Genomic DNA, 21,951 nt, shown 5'->3' on the forward strand with positions numbered 1-21,951 from the left:
CCTTTGTAGCAAGGTTCGCCATTAACTTGTTGACTTAACAGAATTGCCTCAATCGTTAAAAGAACATAGTTGAGTAATGTCTAAAAAAATAGGTTATCTGTGACGCGCTACCATATACGTAATTCAAGCTTCAAGTTTAAATTCAGAAGCTTATTTGGATTCGACTAGGTCAGTTAGTTGTTAAGAAAGGAGATTTTCTAGCCTGTTCAAGATGAAAATTCACAAATGGAGTCAGTCTAGCGCTCGTAATTTTCCCGTGAAATCGGTGCCCATTTACAAATAGAGCTGGTGCCTGGTTGATACAAAGATTTATTCCCTCTATCCAATCGGATTTAATAATTGTATGAATGTGATCACATAGCAGGTCAGGGATGAACTGATGTTGTACAAGTCCGAGTGTTGAAGCAAGTTTTATCAAAGTCAAGGTATTTATTGTCGGTAGGGATAGCAATGCATTATACATCTGTTGAAACTTATGCTGTCTTTTTGCCGCTTCTAGAGCAAGTGCTGCTAATAGAGATTCTGTTTTTTTTAAATCTGGGAAATACCGATATCGATACTCAATATGCTCAGAGAACGGTGCAATACTAGCGCTGATAATTTGCCGGGCTATTCGGCTTTTGGAGGTGGTAATATCACCAAACTCGGTGATGTTCAGCAATTCACAATTAGTGAAATAATCTAGTTGATGTGTGCTCATATTGACGAAGGTAAGGTAGAAAAACAAGGCGTTATTCAAGCAGTTGTGTAATATGCACATTGGTGGCAATTGCTTCTCGGTAAACAGATTCATTACGTGTATTCCGAAAAGCATGCCAAACTGTCGGAGAGATACTAAAGAGCATAAATCGAATAGAAAAGCTATATTTATTGGCCACTTTTCAGCTAAATCACTGAATTTTAGTCCAGACGCCCCATTAAGCTCTCCAATTCATTGGAGGGTATTTTTATATAACTCCAATGAATTGGAGCGATTGATTATGCCTTGCAAATGCTTGGTAATATTGATTCACCCGCCCTTCCTACTCTATATTAAGTTTTCCAGTTTTAACTATCAATGGAGATGATATACTTCTCACTACATTTATAGTTGGCCTTTGGCTTCAAGACTTAGTTGTTCGGCAGTTGACAGGTAATTCGAGCTATTTTAGACTATTGTCTTAAAGACTGGAAGAAATTTGGTAGCTAAGTTGTAAAGAGAACCGATATGGGGCGGCTATCTTTTTTTCTCCGAATGCATGGAGTCGTTTTTTTTGTTGGTTGGTCATCTACACTCTGGGCGACACCTCCATCTCCTAAATACTTAGACAGTCTTCGTATTCAACTTCAAAAAAGCGCGAATGATACCAGTCGGGTTGGAATTCTATTGGCCTTAGGGCATGCATTCGTCATGAAATCTGGTGAATTAGCGGGGGATTTGGATACTGCCTATCAACTAAGCATACGTGCCTATGCACTTAGCAACAAGTTAAGGTATCATCGAGGAAAAGGGTTGAGTTACCTGCTCGCGGCAAAAGCACTTCGAGAGCGTAGCTATAAACAGCAAGCATGGCGATTAACGGAGAAAGCTCAACTGGTACTGAACCGATATGGACATGCAGAAGATCTTGCCGATATCTATATGGTTCAGGCTTTGTTTTATTCGGTATCTGATCGGGATCTAACGGTACAAATTCAACTTTATAAACGAGCGATTCCATTACTGAGTCGATCATCAAATACAGCAAAACTAGCGGAAGCCTTAAAATACCGGGGAGACCTTTACCAATTGCAAAGTCATAATTTGCTAGCACTTCAGGATTTGCACTCATCGCTCAAATTGTATCGGTCTATTGGGTATACCAAGCTACAGGAGTTATATGACTTGCTAGGGTTTGTTTACAGCAAAATGGGCGATTATGAAGCTGGACTGAACTATGGCCTTTTAGCCTTACAAACCGTTGAGGCTGCCAGAGATACCATTAAGCTGGCAAAAGTGTATAGTCGCTTAGGGATTACTTATTTCGAACTCAATCAACCTGAAAAAGCGCTATTCTATTTTCACAAATCGTTGCGTGCTGCTCAAAGGCAATACAGGCCGAACACAATCATTCTTTTAGGGACAACCATCAGCGCTATACTTAATAGCTGTGATGCTAAAGCACTAAAGGTGCTTAGTATCCAGGATGCAATTGATCATTTAGAACGAGTCATCCAAAAATTACCGGAAAGCAAGGAAGACATTGATTGCCAGTTGGCTATTGCAACTTGCTATGTAAATTATTATAGTAAACTAAAGCATGATTATCCACGGGCTAAATTCTATAGTAACCAGCTGGAGACAATGCTCAAGGAAAATCTCGGCAAGGATTACCATTCTTACATTTATTCCGTACTGATTCCGTTTTATGTCCAATTTGGTCAGTACGAAAGAGCCAGACAACACCTCATCCAGAACGAACAGTTAAGCCTGACAGCACATTATGCCAAAAAATTAGCGGTTAATCATTTATGGTGGTTTAAACTGGACTCAGCTCAAGCCATTTACAAATCGGCAATCATCCATTATCAACGTTACAAGGCAATTAACGACTCCCTAATCAGTGAAACGACGAAACAACGAACCGCCTTGTTCGAAGTTCAGTATCAAACCAGGGAAAATAAACAGAAAATTATTCAACTAAATCAGCAGGCAAGACTTAAAGAAATAGCCCTACAAAAAGCCCAAACAACGCGCAATTTTATCATTGCCGGAGCAGTCATGTTGATAATCCTCTTAGGATTAGTCTACAATCGGTTTCAACTTAAACAAACGAGTCATCAACAATTAGTAGATCGGCAGAAAGTGATTGATCACAAAAACTCAACCCTACAAATTTTGCTGACTGAAAAAGAATGGTTACTCAAGGAAATCCACCATCGGGTAAAGAACAATCTTCAGATAGTCATGAGTTTGTTAAACTCACAGGCAAGCTACCTGGCGGATAAGGCAGCCTTATCCGCCATTCAGGTCAGTCAACATCGGGTACAGGCAATGGCGTTGATCCATCAGAATCTATATCAATCTGACAACGTCAATCATATTGATATGCGCCAATACATTCAGGAAATTGTGACCTACCTGCGCGATTTTTACGACTTGCCTCAACCAGTTACCTTCTCCTTAGCCGTACAGGAAACTCACCTGACTATTACCGAGGCCATACCAGTTGGTTTATTGATTAACGAAGCGATTACCAATGCCTTAAAGTACGCCTTTCCCAATGCAAGACCCGGTGAAATAAGGGTCTCGTTTCGTTCTATTGAGTCTAATAAATTTGAATTAACCATTGCTGACAACGGTATTGGGCTCCCACTCAATCCAAATACAGCCCATACACCTTCGTTGGGCATGACACTCATGTATGGATTTAGTCTACAACTAGGAGGGGAGTTGACGATAAAGAATGATAATGGTCTACTTGTTCATTTACTTTTTTCAAAAGAGTTGACTGATGGCTAATCAATTGCATGTCTTGCCTAAGAGTGAGTATGTGCAATTGAGTTTCAACATCCCTAAGCAGTATGTCTTTTAATCAGTTGAATGAGCATCCGGTATCACAGACCATCTTAATCGTTGAGGACGAGTTCGCTGTGGCGAACGATTTACGACTCATTTTGGAACGGGCCGGTTATATAGTCAGTGGAATTGCGCTAAGTGTAGCTAAGGCATTGGAATTAACTAAGTTAAAGCGTCCCGATTTCGTACTCGTTGATATTTATTTGAAAGGTCCAGAAACAGGTATTGACTTGGCTCGTTACCTGTGTACCAATCAGATTCCGTTTGTTTTCCTTTCAGCGAACACAAATACCAGTGTATTAGAAGAGGCTAAAATGACGAAACCGTTTGGGTTTTTAGTCAAGCCATTTCGAGAGAAGGATGTTCTGGTGGCATTGGAAATTGCCTACTATCGCCATGCGTTAAGCCTTGAATCACAACGCTGCCAAAGACAGGAGCATCAAATCAATATGCTCAATACATTTGCTCAGCCAGTTAATTGGAATAATTGGTTGATTAAGCTGCTAGCGTATTTTCAGACTCACATACCATTCGATTTCATTCAAATTACCGTTGACAGGAAGCAGCCTTCTAAAGCTCACAGATTAAATTGTTACCTGAGAATCGCACAAGACGAATTCCAGTGTGCTCCAATCGCTGATTTTACAGGAGAAAACAGCCAGAAATCCCTGTTACGACAAGACGATTGGATTGCCTCAACTAATTCCCCTGATAGCGATGGTGATAATGATGGTTATAGCCATCTATTAATTAAAGACCTTATTATCAACACCTACAAGTACAAATCAAATCTCAATACATCGGTTTATACAGCAAATAATGGTCAGTTTTTGCTCGATTTTTATAGTCAACATGATCAGCTTTACCATGAACACCATTGGACACTATTGGAACAGTTGAAACCTGCACTAACAGTCACAGTAAATCAAATGCTGGCATATGACCAACTTGTGCAACAGACCGCGCAGTTACACGATGAAAATGTGTCTCTACGCCAGCGGGTGAGTAAACTGATTGGCTAGGTATCTCTCAGATATCGATTGGTGATCAATAAAAATTCAATAGTTAGTAGCCTTTTCAGCCTGTTTTCAAAATGACCTATTCCAGAGACTATAACATTGGATTCAACAGTAGCTTCTAGGTACGACCTATTTGGAGAAATCCAGTTTTTTGGAGAATTATTGATTTTATGGAGTGTTTTTTTTGTGAATTTTCAGAGGAATGAAGGGAAAGTAGGGTATAGAATGGGGAGAATTAAAATTTTTTAATTGTGCTCTTCGTAAGGAAGGTATGCGATTTCCATAATTAAGACCTACTATATAATAAAAGGTATAGTTGTTGTCGTACTAACTTATCCTCTTTTCACAGTAACTCAAACTGTAACGTCTTATGCATACTTCCTCCATCGCAGGACAAAGCTCGTTAGAGCCTTATACTATATTAATTGTCGAGGACGAGTATATCATTGCCAACGATTTACAGCTCATACTTGAGCAGAATGGGTATGTTGTGCTTGGTATTGCAACATCAATGCGCAAAGCAATTGATATGATCAGCCAACATCAGCCGAAGTTGGTGTTGTTGGATATTTATCTAAAAGGCCGGGAAACAGGTATTGATTTAGCCCATCAGCTGGAAGAACTAGGCATTCCATTTATTTATATTTCGGCCAATGACAATCCAGGGGTATTAGAGGCCGTAAAAGCTACTCAACCGAGTGGGTACATTGTTAAACCGTTTAGGGAGCAGGATATTTTAACGGCTATTTCGATCAGTCGATACAAACAAGCTCATAGTGTTGAAGTAAAACTTCGGGAGGAAAAATTATTACAAATCGATCTTTCAGAAGCATTATCTCTTTCAGAAAGCTGGACCGATCGACTCACAAAAATTGCCCAGTTGTTTCAACCTTATATTCCCTTTGATTTTTTAACGGTTCGGTACCAACAGCGAGGGAGAAGTTCAAGTTTTCATTATTACCGAGTTGGCTATCAGGAATTTAATGTGCTGACGCTAGAGGATATCCTTCAGTTACCTAGCGATAAACGAACCGGGGAAATTCAGGATCAAATTACCTTCTTTCCTGAACAATTCTCTCGTTTTAACTTTGAGAGTTTTGATGAGTTAAATCGAAAAGATCCTTTTGTTCAAATCTTGGCAAAATCATTTCGTTTGGCAGGTGCTATGGTTGCCCCATTCCAATTGAGTAATGGTGATCGATTTTTGCTTTGCTTTCTAAGTCGAAACCAGGATGCGTTTAAAGTAACTCATCAGGCGCTGCTTGAACGTCTTGAGCAGCCGCTAGTCTTAACGCTTGAACGCGTTCTTGCCTATGAGGAAGTTGCCAGACTAAGTGAAAAACTGAAGCAGGAAAATTCCTATTTACAGCAAGAAGTTCAGAAATTCACTGAATTCGAGGAGATCATTGGCTCCAGTGAGCCATTACAAAATGTGTTCAGGCTGGTTAGTCAGGTCGCTCATATTGATACTACAGTTCTACTTTTAGGAGAAAGTGGAACGGGCAAAGAATTAATAGCCAGAGCAGTTCATCAATCATCTTCGCGTAAAGGGAAACTGTTAATAAAAGTAAATTGTGCTGCGCTTCCGGCCAATCTGATTGAGAGTGAGCTTTTTGGCCATGAAAAAGGGTCGTTTACCGGTGCCTTTGAAAAGCGAATTGGCAAGTTTGAACTGGCTCAAGGTGGGACTTTACTGCTGGATGAAATAGGTGAATTACCACTGGAATTACAGGCTAAACTTTTACGAGTTCTCCAGGAAAAAGAAATAGATCGAATTGGCGGTAAAACACCCATTAAAACGGATGTTCGGGTGATTGCAGCCACGAACCGAAATCTGGAAGATGAAGTACGAGCCGGTCGGTTCCGGTTAGACCTCTATTATCGGTTGTCCACCTATCCAATTATTATTCCTCCGCTCCGAGATCGTTTAACAGACTTGCCTTTATTGGCTACCTACTTCGCCCGAAAAATGGCCCAGAAACAGGGTAAGCCATTTCTTGGCTTTGCCGATAATGTAATGCCTTCCTTACTGAAATATAACTGGCCAGGTAATATTCGGGAGTTGGAAAATGTGATTGAACAAGCCGTGATTCTTAATTCTGGCCAAAGTCCTGTCGAGCTAGGTCGATCCCTTGGTAAATCACTAATGGGCGAACCTCATTCCTACTACCAGCCAACTAATCAGCCTATGGCAATTCCACAGTCTAGTAGAACTGAAAGTTTGCCTGTTGATTTTGAATCCATGCTAAAGAGCCAACAGGAAGTGGAAAGGAATTATATATTGACCGTTTTACAACAAACTAATGGCCGAATTCGTGGCAGTGGTGGTGCCGCTGAACTGTTGAACCTAAAACCAACCACACTAGAATATCGAATGGAAAAAATGGGGATTCGTAAGGTATTAATCATGAATCCTCCTCCAACCGATTGATACTTTCCATAGAGATTCAACAAGGGCTACAAATGGTAAAGGGTGATTGAATTAGGGATAAATGTATTTTAGTTCTCCTCGGTAAATATCAGGCTAATCAGCACGCCGGTTTCACTTGTTATTGTCAATGAAGCATCCAATTGTTGACTAAATCCTTTTATTAGCGTCATTCCCAGCGTACGGCTTTGCGAAATGTCAAAGCCAGGAGGAAGTCCCACACCGTTGTCAGTAATTATAAGTTCGTAGGTATTTTCAGACAATCGCCTGAGCGTTAGTATAATCGTTCCAGGTGTATCTGCTGGGAATGCATATTTTAAAGAATTGGTGATCGCTTCATTGATGATTAGACCAACAGGTATTGCCTGGGTAACTTCTAAATCGATCGATTCTACGTGTAGCTCAAAAAAATGCTGTTGGTCGAGTTTGTATGAATTACGCAAGTAAACCACGACTTCTTGAATGAAGGCTCCCATGTCAATGCGGGCCATGCCTTCAGACTGATAAAGTTTCTGATGAATCATGGCCATTGTCTGCACCCTGTGTTGACTTTCCCGGATGGCGGTAATAGCTGCACTATCGACCAGGTAACTGGCCTGCGTGTTTAATAAGCTCATGACCACTTGCAGGTTATTTTTCACCCGGTGGTGGATTTCCTTCAATAACCATTCTTTCTCCGTTAGCAATTGTTGTAGGCTACTGTTCTTTTGATCGATTTCCTGCTGTCTTGCCTGAAGTTCGATATGTTGGGTTTGTAAGATTTTTTGTTGATCCAGGAGTTGTTTATGGTTGAGTTGCTTCAAACGATACCGATTATAGCATAAGCCTAATAAGGCTAAAAGTAAAATGCTTCCCAAAATGAACGCATTCCGTTGCGTCTGATGAGACCTGTTTTGAATTGTCAATAGATCTATATTTTTTTCCCGAAGGGCAATCGTTTGCTCCTTCTTTTGAGTTTCGTATTCTATAGTCAGCCGGGCAATCTGCTGGCTTTTTTTTTCATTAAAAATGGAATCGGTTAAAGTCTTAAACTTTTGGAAGTGTTTAATAGCTGCTTTATAATTTCCCTGTGCCGAATCTACTTTGAAACGCATTAATTGGATTTCAAGCTGCTGACTAGGAATGATCCGCTTTTGAGATATGGACAATAGCTGGTGAAGAAATGGATCTGCTTTTTTAAATTGCGCATTATCTACATAAAACTGACTAATTCGTTGCCAGGCAGAGCACTGAAATTGTAAGGCAACCTGTTTACTCCAGGCCACACTAGCGAGGTAATATTGTTCTGCTTTTTTATACTGTTTTAAGGCGCTGTAACAGTCCCCATAACTTTGATTGAGCAGAATATTATCTTCATACGTGACTGATTTAATTTTGCCTGAAATCGTCTGTAAAAATTGTAAGGCTTCCTGAGGCTTACCTAATTTCAGAAAGGTAATTACCATACGAGCAATAAGGCCGACTTGAATGACAAGTTCACCTTTCTGATGGCTAACGGCCAGTGATTTTTGATAATACGCTAAGCTTTTTTCATACTGGTTAAGTCCGAAATAAGCATTTCCTAATCTGAAATAGGCATAATCTAACTCAGCCGATTGCCCATTTTCCTCTTCGGCTTTTACAACCTGAAGTATGTAAAACAATTTTTGATTTAAATCGCCCTTGGCCTGACTTAAATCGGAGAGAAAGTAATTTGTATTGGAAAGATAGCCGTATTCGCCTGGTCGATTGTACACACTTGAAATCGCTAATTTTTGATAGGCTGTTGTTAATGCTCTGAAACCAATGGCATTTTGAATAGCTAGGGATTGAGCAGCCTTTTGATCGGCTCGCCCGGTTTCTCCGCCATCTAATTGGAAGTGCTCAAAACCCATTTCTAATAAAATCAACAGTTCCAGCGCCTTACTCCTGATTTGACGGGATAGCGATAATGCTTTTTCCAGCGCTTTCATATTTTCCCGGCAATCGTCGCAATAGGTAGTTGTTGCCATTCGCAGCCAGATCTTAACTTCTCCCAATCGGTCCCCAGCTATTTGCCGTGCATGGATCAGCTTCATAAAACTGTCCTTCGCTCTTGGCCAATCTTTGTCGAGGATATAGGCGATCCCCATTAAGTTCTGACTCTCCTCCGCCAAAGGCTTATGACCAATTGCATGACAAAGCCGTTCGGCCTGTAGGAAGAAATAAATAGCAGTGTCGCGCTTGGCATAGCGAAGTTGGGTCGGTCGAAGAAATCGTTTCCCCTGCTCAAGGAGTAATCTTATTTTGCTCGAATCACTTAGTTCCTGGGAGATGCGGGCAACTTCACCAGCATTTTGTCGCTCAAGTTGATAGATAGCCTTTAGATATAAAGATTTGTCAATCCCATGGTTGTAGTGGATCGTGCGACTTAAGAGTTCAGCTAATTCATAGAAGTGACGAGCACTGTCCGACAATGCTTTGTCCTTTATTGAGCTACTTAAATAGAATTCACTTAAACGGAGTAATGTCCGTACCTGATTTGTATCGGTTACGGTTTTAGTGACCGATCTGAGAAGTCGATCCACTTCTTCTCTTGAAGCAGAAGATTGAGCCTTACCAAAACTTGCAACTAGGAATAACCATGCTAAAGACAACAGAACACCTCTCGATCCATACGAAGGCATATAATTGGAAGATTATACAAATTAGTCTACTAGATGAACAGACAGAGTTTGGTGTTCAGGTATATACAGGCAAATAGGCCTGCAAGAATCAAGCCTTGACTAGAAACCGCTTTTCTAAGGGATTGAGGGGTGTATTTGTCAAGGGTTGGTAATGCGCAACAGATTTCGAGAGAATACCGGTTGATGGCCTTATTAGGACTTTAAATAATCGTTTAAGGCTATTTAACTGATGAAATTATACTCTTGAAACGACCCAGGTAGTTTGAGAAAAGGACAATAAAATAAAGAGAATTCTCCGAACTAGACGAGAACCGGCAGGTTTTGAGCCTAATACTTACAAGGCAAAATTGGGCAAATCCAAATTATTGGATATTTCCAAATAACTGTAGGTCGAATAGATATTTTTTATGACTTAAAACTCAACTCTTCGACCAGATTTATGCGCGATCTGGATCTGGCATCCTGGCTCTTGACTGCTACTATTTTAATTCCTATTCGCGGAAAATTTTTATAAGGAATGATTTAGTAAATTGAGAACCTTAGCTTACCTATTATGGACGGAATTATGTAAAGTCTCACATTACTAACATTTTGGAGTTACGCCTATAATTTGGACTTATACGATGGACTAATTCATCGATATCCAAGATGAAATGCGGTTATAAGGTGTTTTAGGAGCATTTTGAATCTTTTCTTCGATGGCACATGCTTTGATCTAGTAAGACCATTTATATTAGGATAGTCTATTTTTTCATCTCCTACACTAGTGAAGTAGTATTAAATAAATTTCAATAGGAAAAAGTTGCCATTGATATCAATCATTTCACCAATTTTTATGAATTGAAGAATAGTCCAATTTCGGCTAAAACTAAAAACATGAGGAACATTACGGATTGGATATTAATTGTAGAGGACGATGAAGACGATCGATTGATAATTAACCAGGCTTTCGAATCAGTTTGTCCAGATCTTCCTCGCGTATTTGCTGTAGACGGTGAAGAAGCTCAACTTTTCATACAAGCTCCACCTTTTCCCTTATTTGTATTGTCTGATTTAAATATGCCTCGTCGAAACGGTCTGGAGTTGCTTCAGCAATTTCGACTCCAATCCGTTTTTAAAACTATCCCATTCGTAATTTGCACTACTTCATCCTCTGAGGAGGATCGAGATAAATGCTATCATGCTGGCGCCAATGCTTTCGTTTACAAACCGGTTCAATTCAGTCATCTTACGAAATTGGTGCAAAGTTTGGTTAATCTTTGGGCTCCACACTGAGTTAATAGACTTCTACCAATAAAAAAAGGTTCTTCACTGTTTCATATATTTTCATTCGTATCCAGTATAAAGTAACAACGTTGCCGAAATGAGTATAGCGTAATGGTAAGGCTAGGAAATGTACAATTCTCGTACCTCAAATTCACGATAGATTCTTCGCATAAATTTATTGTTAAAGTTCAAGTGTTTATTACTACCCAATCGTTCAGGAAAACGCTTCTTTAGTTAGAATATTCACTGTTTAATAAGCCTGCATTGGGAAGTTAGCCATTGATTTCGGGTAAGGCCTACTACCTACCGGGTCAGATGTTGCCACCAAGGTAAACGGGAACTCTACCTTAGTGGCAACCTCCTCTATTCGTATTAGCACCCTTGCTCTATCAGGTTGTCCTAATTGGGGTTGTTGATCACTTTTATCGTTTGTGAATCGATAGGCGTGAGCACGTGAACCAGAAAAAGGCCGCTGCCTATCTTATCCGACGGTAGTTGACACTCTTCCACAGCACCCGCTCGATCAATTTGCTGCTCTGTCAGCAGTCGACCCGTTAGATCCGTCAATTGTAGTTTTACCGGATACCCCTCAGCACCCGCTATGGTCAGCTTAATCAATCCGGCATGGGCCGGGTTACCCAAAACGCGGACGGTCAACTCAGGCATTGCCTCCTCAATGCCCAATCGGCTGCCAGCACAAGCGGGTACGGAATATGTTAAATCGGCATTGTCAAACCCCTGATTCGTAGTAGCTCGCTGGCGGGCATTTAGCTTCAACGGTTTGGTCGTCTGCTTAGCGCTCACAGCAACCGGATTCTGGGTTGACCAACCCTGGGTGACCCCCGCAATCTGATACTCGATGGCTTGCCCATTCCCCCCGATCGTGCGAAGCGTTAACTTGCCGCTGGCACAATCAAACACCGGCGGGACAAACTGCAGGGGTGCTGGCTTGATGACCACCGTCGCCTGAGCCGGCTCACTGACGCAGGCTCCCTGTTGACAGCGGGCGATATAGATGAAGGTCCCCACCGTAGTGGTCGCCAGGGCAACGTTACCGGTTCCAGACTGGTTGTTGGGGCCTTGCCACTTAACCGTGCCCCCACTACAGCCGCTACTGACCAGACTAACAACTCCGGAGAACTGAGCCACCTCAACAAACGACTGATTGCCGGGGTAGAGCTGCCCCGACTGCGTGAGTAGGCGGGGGGCTGCAGGCGTCGTAACCAGCCGGAACGCCTGACTGCTGCTGCTGGTACAACCCTGGCTACTGACACGATAAGTGATGGTGTAGGATTGCTCCGGTATCAGACCCTGGGTGAGCAGTAAGTTGGTGGTCATGCCGGGACCCGTGAAGAGCCCCCCGGGTGTTTCCGCCGTCAGGGAAATACTGCCCGTACCTTGACAGAGACTCGATGATAAGCCCGAAAAGTCGGCCGAGGGTAGTGCCTTAACCACCAGGCTCAGGGTAGCACTCGTGGTCATACTCGCGCCATCGGTGATCAGAACGCGCACCGAAAGGGGCTGAGCGGTACTACCCAGTAGCTCAATGGTGTTAGCCAGGGCATTGCGTAGGGTGGCTCCGCCCGTAGTCGACCAAGCATACGTGTAAGGCGCCGTACCGCCGGTAACCTGGGCCGTCAACGTCGTTGTAGTCCCCGCGCAAAGCGTCGATGTGGAAGCGGTGATTTCACTCACCAATGAACTGATGGGTGGAACAACCACTACGGTAGAAGCAGTCGACGTGACGCTGTTGCACGTACCAAAGGCTACCAGGCTGTAATCACCCGCTTGATCTGGCTGTACACTGGCTAAGGTCAGGGTAGCCGACTGCTGACCGGATACGATACTCCCGTTCCGATACCAGGTATAGGCCGTAGCCGGACTACTTAAGCCAACGGGCACTTGCAGGGGTGAGCCGATGATAACTGAATTTCGACTAGATGGTTGTTGCGTGATAACCAACCAGACTGGGCTCGCCTGTTGGTATTCATAAGCGCCAATGTCCACACGGCCCCCTTCGGGATACACGCGTGGGTTACCCGCTAAATCAGTGGCCATTTCAGGCCCGGTTAAATAACTGGTGTGTTTACCTAAGTTGATGGCTGGTGAACAGGACCGGAGCTGTATCGTCTGCTCATTGAGGAATGGGGAAACCGTAACAAACTGGTTATCTGATCCAGAAGAAAGGGTTGTGCCTGCTTCCAGTACACAATTATGAGCTTCAGTCTGCCCCTCTCCCGTACTGGTCACGTATTCTTGTTGGATGTAATGTTCGTTTATGATCGCATTACTACCCCCGTTGTTCCAAAGAATACAATTTGTCATGGCGGGGCCGCTGGTCAGGTGCGTGTAGTGCACATAATAGGGCGTGGCCACATTATAAAAAGCCCCCCCGTTCTGGGCTTGATTGTCCCGCAATGTACAATTCAGGAACCCTGGTGTGGCAGTCGTACTTGAGCCCCCAGCCACCGCATTATACATAGCCCCCCCATTACCGGAAGCACGATTATTGGAGAACTCACAATTAAAGAACTTTGGGTTGGAAATGCCGGGGCTTCCAAGTTCACCATAGACATAGTTATAGATAGCCCCCCCCGTTACTGCCTTATTTTGGATGAAACGGCAATTGGTGAACTGTACACTGCCCCGCCCCATGTAAACATAAGCACTTAAGGCCCCCCCTGCTCTTGCCCTGTTGTCGATGAAGTTACAGTTAATAAATTTCGGTCCGACAGCCGTATACCAAGCAAAATTAAAAACAGCTCCCCCCATCCCCGTGGTAGTGTTATGAATAAATAAGCAGTTGTTGATTGCTGGTGAGTTAGTGCTCATGGTGTTATCTAAAAATACCCCGCCTCCTCCAACATTACTATAGAAGGGAGCATCCGGGTTTAGCGTATTGGCATAGCCGCCTGTAACGACGACGCCATCGAGCAAAGTTTGTTCGTTGGCCTTGATAAAACGAACCACGTTGTTGGTGTTGGCGCTGTCAAGTTGATGGTCGTTATTGATATCCCCTGACAAAGTCGTACTGCTGGGTTGATCGGGGTCCGTAAAGGCCATCCGTTGGTTAGGGTTCGCCTGACTAGCGGTATAGCCCCCCACCACCTGCACGCCCGTAGGAATGATAAAGGAAACCATCCGGTCACCGGTCGCGCTGGGCTTATAAAGCCCGGCGGCCAGGCGAAAAACACTTCCCTCCGGAGCGTCCTTTAGGGTTGGTTGTAGTTGGCTACCCGATAAAGCATTCGCCCAGTCGACACCGGAGTGCTGCCCAGCTCCATCGGGCGTAACATAGACCATTTGGGCCTGCAGGTTAAAGCTGCTTAGCAGCCCTACCAGACTAGCCAGCAAAAGTTTTGGTAGAAGGATAGCAAGTAGCTTAGTAAAAGTAGCTCTCATAGGTTGGCATTGTTTGTTTAGTTGGGACAGTTGATTGATGGCAAAGCGATTGGTCTACTGAAGCGGGTCATCTGACGGTGCTATCGCACTCACAAAAAGTGGTTTGATAAACCTACAGGCTATGAGCCGTATCCGACTTGCGAGTTGTAAAACCCGAGCGGTTGCATTAACGGAAGAAAGGAAGGAATTTCAGAAAGGCGGAGCGGCCTATTCGATCAGCTCACCGGATGACCAGGATGTGGAGTCTGAAGATAGAACAGGAAATGCAGAAGGGGCCGTCTTGACCCAATTTACGGGAGCCGTGGTAGTTAAATGCATTAGTCGAGTGTAGATAGAAGAAATAGCAGGGAAAACCTGTTAGGTGTAAGTTATCAACTACCATTGAGACTCCGTAATTCTCCGAACGATTAAAATTTGATACTGAGGGGGCGGCCAAAGTAAGTTAACTCCTCAGGCTGCTCTTAAATTTTAAGTTAAATGAAATCATCTGCTAGTTTAACCACCGAAGTCTCAACTGAGTGTTCGATTTAAGCTTTAGACGTCATTAAGTGGACAATAAGGTGTTAATCACCGGCTGAAAAATTGAACAATTTTCAGTTAAGTTGTATAAGACTTCGTATGTTATGTGAAATTTCCGAGATTGATCCCCTTGTAAAAGCGATGAAAATACACTGAATTGTAGTTTAGAAAGGGAGGAAGAAAAACCCATATTACATTAATGAACAATCTGTAGATTGAGCCTACTAACTACAAATAAAGGACCCCTAAAAACAGCTTAAACATAACGTTAGATTTCTATAAAGGCAAAAGTACCGCACATAACAGAATTTCTCACGCATCAGTAATACGATATGTACTCTTCGATAAGTCTTTTAAATTCTGGTTCATTTCGGATAGATTCAAAATCAATATCAAGGTTGATGTATTTAATAGTTTGCATTTTTTTTTCTAAAACAGTACGTAGAGAAGCAACAGCCATCGGAAGGTTACCATTAAGCGCTTCGTAACAAGCAAGAGTATAATCATTTGGCTCCCATTGCTGCCTTAATAATTCGGCGCTTTTCATTTGTTTAGCATACAGCTCCATTTGTTCCTTTGCAAGATGGCAATGTGCCAAACAGATATGTCCATATGGATCTTTGTCATCTATTTCGATTGCCTGCTGATATGTCCAAATAGCCTCGTCCCAGCTTTTTAATTTTCTAAAAATTTCACCCGTTCCTCGAAAGATTTCTGAATTTCTTTTGTCGAGCCTTGTCGCATGACGAAAAGCTAAAACGGCTTTCGGATAATCCTCTTTCAAGCGATATAAATATCCTAATCCTGAATGGGCATCAAAATTATCCTGATTTAGTGCCAGAGCTTTTTTGTATTGAATTTCAGCGTTGTCAAACTCGTCAAGGTTAAAGAATGCGTTGGCGAGTTGATTATAACAATCTTCGGTACTCATACCAATTGCAATTGCTTGTTGGAAATTGATAATCGCCTTGTTGTACTCATTTTTACTATAATAGACTAATCCCAAATTATAATAAGCCTTCATTTGCTTCGGGTCCAATTGAAGCGCTATTTCATATTCAGTGATGGCCAGGGTTTCATTCTTTGGCTGGGAATTAAAATACAGATTGCCAAGATTAAAGTGCGCTTCAGCAAAGGTAGGGTTTTGGTGCAGAGCAAGGTTAAATTCTTCTAAAGCTTCTTCCTGGCGTCCCAATTCGACATAAATTAAGCCAATATCATTATGCGGATTTCCAAATTCATCTGAATATTGCGGTTCCTTTTCCAGGACTTTCTTAAAAGCGTCGATAGCTTCCTCATATTTTACTAAATATGAAAAAATCTTCCCGCATTTATTGTAAAGTTTAACATTATTTGGTTCTTCTTCAATTGCGATCTTATATTTCTCAATAGCGGCAGTCCCAAGACCTAGGTCTTTTAGCCAATCACCAAGGATTGTATTATAATTGTCTCTGCTAATAATTCCGAGTTTGTCTACGTCATTAATAATATCAAGTGCCTCTTCGGTTCTGTTTAAATGTGATAAAACTATGCTAAGATTATAATAACCATCAAGTGTATTTGGCATTAAGTCTATGGCTTTTCTAAAATTGAATTCGGCGTCAGGGAAATTTTTCTGAGACAAACAACATACTCCGAAGGCGTTATGAGCATTTGCTGCATTTGTTTTAAAATCATCCGATGATGGAAGAAACGCGTCATAAGCCACTTCCGTTGCGCATTTAAAAAGTTCTTGTGCTTTAGAAAATTCGCTTAATGTATACATGTCGCTACCTAAGCTAGAGGCTAATACGTAAAGGTTTTTATAGCCTATTTCTTCCTGTGATGCTTTAAGACAATTTGTAGTAGCACCTTCCAGATGGATCCGTAATCCACTTATCTTAAATAAGTTATAACTATTTAGGGACTCTGTGAAATATTTTAGCCCGAACCAAGTTTTTGACTCTGTTCCTGAAATATCTATCCAATCCTTTGGAATATTCTGCCAAATATTAAATGCAAGATCCTTTATGAGTTCAGGAATTTCGTCCTCAGATTGAATTGTCCTATGTACTTCCGAAATAATTATATCTTTTTCTCCTAAAGCCTTTAGTCTACTTACTAGTCGAGTTGTAGATCCGTATTTCTGTAAACTTCCACTAATTACATATTTTGGGTCTCGGTCATTCCAAAGTTTTTTTAACGTTAAGAGAACCTTGCCAATCGAAATACTATTGCCTGAAACGCTAATATTTGCTATATCCGCAAAACCAACATTCAAATTTTCACCGCTAGAAACAAACTGCGAAGTTGTAAACTTTCCCGTAAACTTCGGAGGTAAATTCTGCCTCGAAGATCCTGAATTACCCTGATTATCTGCTCCATTTACTTGTTCTGGTTCTAAAGGATTAAGCCTGCTGCTTCCTTCTTGATTTTGCTTATGAACGTTACGAATTGTAATTATGTCAGCAGTTAGAGAGTCTGCAATGGATTTGCCATCATAAGAACTCAGCTTATTCTTATCATCTACGAGTACAATCTCAAATGGAAGAATAACTATTCCTTCTGGATTGCGTATCAACCAGCGCACTATTGTAACTATTATAATAATTAACAGGCATAGCGCCAAAATTTCCAGAAATGTGAGCAATACATCACGAAGACTATTAAAGGCTTTGACAGCATTTGAATTCAAATAATTATCAATGAGCCATAAAGCCAGCACAAGTGTAAGGATACCACCAAAAATCGTTAACATTTGTTTGTTTCTCTTATTCCTTTCTGTTGAGTTTGGTTGACCTTGCTTTATATCTGTATTTTTTCGGAAAAAAATTTTCATAGCTTTCTTTTTTATTATTATGAAGAACATTTCACTTGTTTTATTCAACAGAAAAACCAGTTTTTTACAGCTTATTTCAACTAAGTTAATTTAAGTTGTATGTCACAAGTTTGTTTCGAGAGCATATTCTATATACCTGTGAATAAGTTTGTAAAGGATCATTCACAGTTTATTGCTGGCATTTGATCGAAGTATGGAAAGTGTTTTGAGTGGCAGGTTTAATTTTAAGTATGCAGACAATCCTGTAACTCTATACCGATTACCTACTCAGCAATTTTGGCCAGACCACGGCCGCAAATTTGTCACGGCTGACAGATGGAGCCATCGGCCATGATGCGGTGTCCAAATATATTACAGCTTATCTTTCTGATTGTAAACTATTTAGTTCTCGGTAATCTGTCGTATAATCTCTGTATGTTAAGTACTACAGAATGTAAAACAAAAACAAGCATTGTCCTACACCATGTAGGACAGCTTCTGATCACTGGATCGTTGCGAAAATTAAGTCATAAGTAGTCCATGCACTCGTCTCATCAGGGAGGTGAAAAGGGGCTCTTCGTCAGGGACGGTAAACGAATACGCCTGTTGGCTAAGCGGTCTGATCAACCAACTTTCCTGATTTCGGTCGCACTTAGGGTGATGGTAAATTCGCGCCGTTGACTGTTTCAGTAGTGCACCCGCTGCCCATATTGACTGTTCACCGGCACGGGCCAGTCAATGTCAGGATTAGCCGCTGCTAACTCTTGAGCCGCCGTTGGGTTAATGAGGATAACTAAGTCGTTAAGCTTGAATTCGTGGGTTGACTTCATACCATACGAAATTGTCTACTTTTGTTCGTTCAATAACGTCTCAAAACCAACTGCATGAAACCCCTAACAATTCATTTCTTCTTACCTACGGATAACCAACCCCCAAAGGCTAAGGCCGAAAAAGCCGCCAAGCTCGCTAAAGTAACGTTAACCGGTTACATCTCGGCCGCCGGCAAGCTCGTGTTACCCGCCAGAACGGTGGCTCATTTAGGGATTGATCTGGGGAAAACGTCCTTCAAGGTAGGCATGGACGAGGGCAAGCGGAAAGCTAAATCGTTGTACTTAGTGCCAACCAGTACCCAGGAGGCAGCCTTCACCTTCGAGCAAGCAGCTAAAAGCTATACCCTGGCCCTCCCCTTTCTCTTAAAGAAGAGCGGCATTGATTTTGCGAACACGAAACATGACTTTACGATTCGCCTTTTCGACTATGAGGGCACGACCGCTTTTGAGCTTCAGATCGCTCCTCAAGCAGCAGTGGCCAAAGTTCCTTACACCGGAAAGCCAAGGGGTCGCCAGGCCAAACAGGCCTCCGTTGTGGAGTAGGAAAGTAAGAAGCCCTGAGTGATCAGGGCTTTTTTGTGTTTTGTCTTGCGAGGAGCAAGGCCGTTTTTCAACCCCTTCTTTTCAGGGTAAGCCATCTTCTGTTTCCGGACGACACTTCGTCAGTTAATTCGTTGCCGTTTTGCACTAGCTTTGGTTTGTCACAAGACTAGAACGGTCCTCCTTCAGTTGTGGCAAGCAGTGTCAGTTTTTTTTCGCTTCAGCTAAATCCTGTTATCAATTTCCCTCCCCTTGAAGCTTACACCATAAGAACAAATCTGCTGTTGATCTATTTTACATATCATTTACGGACGTTGATGAAAAAGTATATGCCGACGTTGTTTTCATATATTATAAACTATAAAACTCGTTATTCGTGATAAGCTTTAATTATCACGAGTAATGGTATATTTGTTATAGATCTTAGTTTTCATCGACTTCGTTCGACATACCGTGTCTTGAAGGGTCATCTCCCACTTCAACTTATGCCTCAACCCGATTCGAGTCAACCATCCTTTACGCTCATTCCTGCCTCCGAGCAAAAGCTCTTCTTACGGGTCGACGAACAGATTCACCAGGAAGCCAGGGAGTACTTACGAGCTGGCCGGCAAGGATCAGTAAATTCGCACCTCGCTTTTCTCACTGACCTCAAGTCGTACTCTGCCTGGTGTGAAGAGAATGGCTATGAGCCAACGCCTTTATCACCCGTAGCCCTGGTGGAATACGTCACCTTCCTGGGACGAACGCGGTCCTTTTTTACCATTCAACGGCACCTGGCCTCTATTGCTAAACTCCACCGACAGCATCGAGCCGACTCGCCCACCACCGACGAGCAGTTCAAGGTTTTCATGAAAGGCTTTAAGCTGATAAAGACCGTGCGTCAGAAACAGGCTCCTGACTTTTCCCTTAAGCAGTTTCGTCAGGCCCTGGACAGCTTGCCCCCTACGCCAACCGGTTTGCGAAACCGAGCTATTTTACTCCTGGGGTTTACGGGTGCTTTTCGACGCAGTGAACTAGCCCAATTAGATGTGAATCATATTCTGATCGATGAGGCCGGCATGGTCATCCAACTTCAACGTTCGAAGACCAATCAATTCGGGGAAGTGGAAGAAAAAGCCGTAGCCTATGCCAGCGAATCGGAATATTGCCCTATCCTGGCGCTTGAGGCCTGGCTAGCGATAATTGGTCGAAATGAAGGCCCTTTGTTCGTTCGGATTCGGAAAGGGGAGCGGGTTACCCAGGAGCGTCTGTCCGATGAGTGGGTAAACGTACTAGTCCAGCAGCAACTGGGTGAGCATTTCACCGCTCACTCGCTGCGGGCCAGTTTTGTCACCATTGCCAAAGCCAACGGGGCGGATGATCTGGAAGTGATGAATCAAACCAAACACCGGACGACTACCATGATTCAGCGCTATGACCGCCGTCGCAACATCCGCAAACATAATGCCTCGGGTAAGCTGGGGCTCTAGGAGTGCCATAAAAAAAGTACGATCGGTGAGCTAAGTAAGCTCACCGGCAGGCTCTGCCGGGTCGGTAACAAACGGGTAAGCTCAGCCGATGGTCCCTTTCCTTGAACCGCAGCCTAGCCAGCTAATAGCGGTAAATAAAACGGCCGTAATTGGCTCGACAAACCCATAACCATGGGGCCAAGCCTACGCCAGAAAATTGATTTGTAAATTTGTAAATTTGTTTACTTGTTGATTAGTTAACTATCCCACTTTTCTCCTTCTACAAATCGAACAATCAGCAGATAGGCCGATTTACACTCGAATGAATATGGAAAAATCTGATGACAACAAGACTGGAAAAACGTCTGACTTTTGGTCATCCAGTTTCCTTTAGAGTCAGTCGTGGGCACCCGCTGAGCCGACGAAGTAGCCCTACCATAGAACCAGTGTGAGGAGTCGTATAAGCTTTGCACTATCGACTAAGTATGTTGTGTGTTTGAGTACTTAGAGATAGCCAAATATGGTCTATCACTAAGTTCAGTTTCTGGCACCCGTACAAAGTGAGTGGATCCCGGTAAAGGCGTTTGCCGAAACAAGCGAAGCGCTGTTGCCTGTAGCGGATTCAGCGAAGCAGTTGAGTCTGGAAGAAGTTCAGACCCGCCTTTTATGGCTCATCAAAACGTATCCGTTTCTTACGTTTCGTATGCATAAGGTTGGCCTGTGAGCCAATGGCGGTTGTAATGACCAATCGAGTCTACCCTACGGTCAGCTACACCAAAGCGACCTAATCATATGAGCGTTTATGTCTTTCGACTTCAATCGAATCCAAAAAAAACGGCCAACTCGTTGAGGAGTTAGCCGACAGTAGGCTGGATCAAGCGCAAAACCAGTGTTCAACTAGCTGACCCTAGTTTCGCTTCTCGCGCTTCATATAGGTAGAGGCTCCTGTGCCTCGTCGGGCTCCCATTTTATGCAGCTGTTGGGCATCAGCTTGTGAGACAATTTGTAGGGCCGAATACGCGGTTTTCCCGGTAATGAGGGGGAAGCCTGCTACCCGTTGGACTTGTGAACAATGGACACAGGTCTTGACCGTTGGCAACGCTTTCAGCCGAGCTTCAGGAATCAAATTACCACATCGAACACAGTACATAGAATGGATATCTTATGGCTACAAGTATAACCCCGAACCAGGCGGAATAGTGCCTTAATCGGCTTACTAAAGTAGGTTATTTCTATAAACAGAATACTGAATTACAATTAGTTATATCTGAATTTCCCAATCAATTAATAAAGCTGACTTTAGCTATCAATTGAGCCAGCCGCCGCGAGTTTACGCGGCTAAAGGGGAGTTAAAAGGTAACAAAAAACGCGATCCGGCTCGCTGATCATCAGCCGACTCCGCTTAGCCGAACGACGAGTAAATACCCGTCAGCCGAAACCCGGATTGTCTAAACCATATAGGTTGAACGAGGTTAGTCTGACTAGATAGCACCTGCTTATGAACCCGGACAAACCAACC

The 21,951-nt window shown here is 42.7% G+C and carries 12 protein-coding genes; 6 read left to right on the forward strand and 6 right to left on the reverse strand.

Annotation, left to right across the window (positions count from 1 at the left end):
- Positions 1-169: 169 nt before the first annotated feature.
- A complete protein-coding gene (locus ACYVJM_RS30935; RefSeq protein WP_461151989.1) occupies positions 170-700 on the reverse strand; it encodes a DsbA family protein in 531 nt (176 codons plus the stop codon).
- Between the two features lie 534 nt (positions 701-1,234).
- On the opposite strand from ACYVJM_RS30935, the gene ACYVJM_RS30940 reads away from it, so the two are divergent.
- The 3 genes from ACYVJM_RS30940 (at position 1,235) to ACYVJM_RS30950 (ending at position 6,988) form a co-directional block, all read left to right on the forward strand.
- Positions 1,235-3,481 carry a histidine kinase dimerization/phosphoacceptor domain -containing protein gene (locus ACYVJM_RS30940; protein ID WP_460979320.1) on the forward strand — a complete coding sequence of 749 codons (2,247 nt, stop codon included), beginning with the start codon at positions 1,235-1,237 and terminating at the stop codon, positions 3,479-3,481.
- A gap of 62 nt (positions 3,482-3,543) precedes the next feature.
- Positions 3,544-4,560, forward strand: a complete 1,017-nt coding sequence (locus ACYVJM_RS30945) for a response regulator (protein ID WP_461151990.1) — start codon at positions 3,544-3,546, stop codon at positions 4,558-4,560.
- A 367-nt stretch (positions 4,561-4,927) separates the two neighbouring features.
- Entirely contained in the window at positions 4,928-6,988 is a 2,061-nt protein-coding gene (locus ACYVJM_RS30950) for a sigma 54-interacting transcriptional regulator (protein WP_461151991.1), read from the forward strand.
- Positions 6,989-7,056: 68 nt separating this feature from the next.
- Here ACYVJM_RS30950 and ACYVJM_RS30955 read toward each other — a convergent pair whose 3' ends face one another.
- A complete protein-coding gene (locus ACYVJM_RS30955; RefSeq protein WP_460979317.1) occupies positions 7,057-9,630 on the reverse strand; it encodes a tetratricopeptide repeat-containing sensor histidine kinase in 2,574 nt (857 codons plus the stop codon).
- Between the two features lie 876 nt (positions 9,631-10,506).
- Between ACYVJM_RS30955 and ACYVJM_RS30960 the strand changes: the two genes are divergently transcribed.
- Positions 10,507-10,905 (forward strand): response regulator, encoded by a 399-nt coding sequence (locus ACYVJM_RS30960; RefSeq protein WP_460979316.1) that lies wholly within the window; start codon positions 10,507-10,509, stop codon positions 10,903-10,905.
- Between the two features lie 390 nt (positions 10,906-11,295).
- Here the strand turns inward: ACYVJM_RS30960 and ACYVJM_RS30965 are convergent, their stop codons facing one another.
- The 3 genes from ACYVJM_RS30965 to ACYVJM_RS30975 form a co-directional block, all read right to left on the reverse strand.
- Positions 11,296-14,298 carry a choice-of-anchor Q domain-containing protein gene (locus ACYVJM_RS30965; RefSeq protein ID WP_461151992.1) on the reverse strand — a complete coding sequence of 1,001 codons (3,003 nt, stop codon included), beginning with the start codon at positions 14,296-14,298 and terminating at the stop codon, positions 11,296-11,298.
- An 838-nt stretch (positions 14,299-15,136) separates the two neighbouring features.
- Positions 15,137-17,635: a tetratricopeptide repeat protein gene (locus tag ACYVJM_RS30970; protein ID WP_461151993.1), complete on the reverse strand. Its 2,499-nt coding sequence runs from the start codon at positions 17,633-17,635 to the stop codon at positions 15,137-15,139.
- Between the two features lie 665 nt (positions 17,636-18,300).
- Positions 18,301-18,444: a hypothetical protein gene (locus ACYVJM_RS30975; protein WP_461151994.1), complete on the reverse strand. Its 144-nt coding sequence runs from the start codon at positions 18,442-18,444 to the stop codon at positions 18,301-18,303.
- A gap of 54 nt (positions 18,445-18,498) precedes the next feature.
- Between ACYVJM_RS30975 and ACYVJM_RS30980 the strand changes: the two genes are divergently transcribed.
- Both ACYVJM_RS30980 and ACYVJM_RS30985 read left to right on the forward strand, forming a co-directional pair.
- Complete coding sequence (locus ACYVJM_RS30980; protein WP_461151995.1) at positions 18,499-18,987, forward strand: hypothetical protein; 489 nt, start codon at positions 18,499-18,501, stop codon at positions 18,985-18,987.
- Positions 18,988-19,469: 482 nt separating this feature from the next.
- Entirely contained in the window at positions 19,470-20,453 is a 984-nt protein-coding gene (locus ACYVJM_RS30985; protein ID WP_461151996.1) for a site-specific integrase, read from the forward strand.
- Positions 20,454-21,339: 886 nt separating this feature from the next.
- Here ACYVJM_RS30985 and ACYVJM_RS30990 read toward each other — a convergent pair.
- Entirely contained in the window at positions 21,340-21,582 is a 243-nt protein-coding gene (locus tag ACYVJM_RS30990) for a TraR/DksA family transcriptional regulator (protein ID WP_461151997.1), read from the reverse strand.
- Positions 21,583-21,951 lie beyond the last annotated feature (369 nt).

The organism is Spirosoma pulveris (assembly GCF_054781875.1).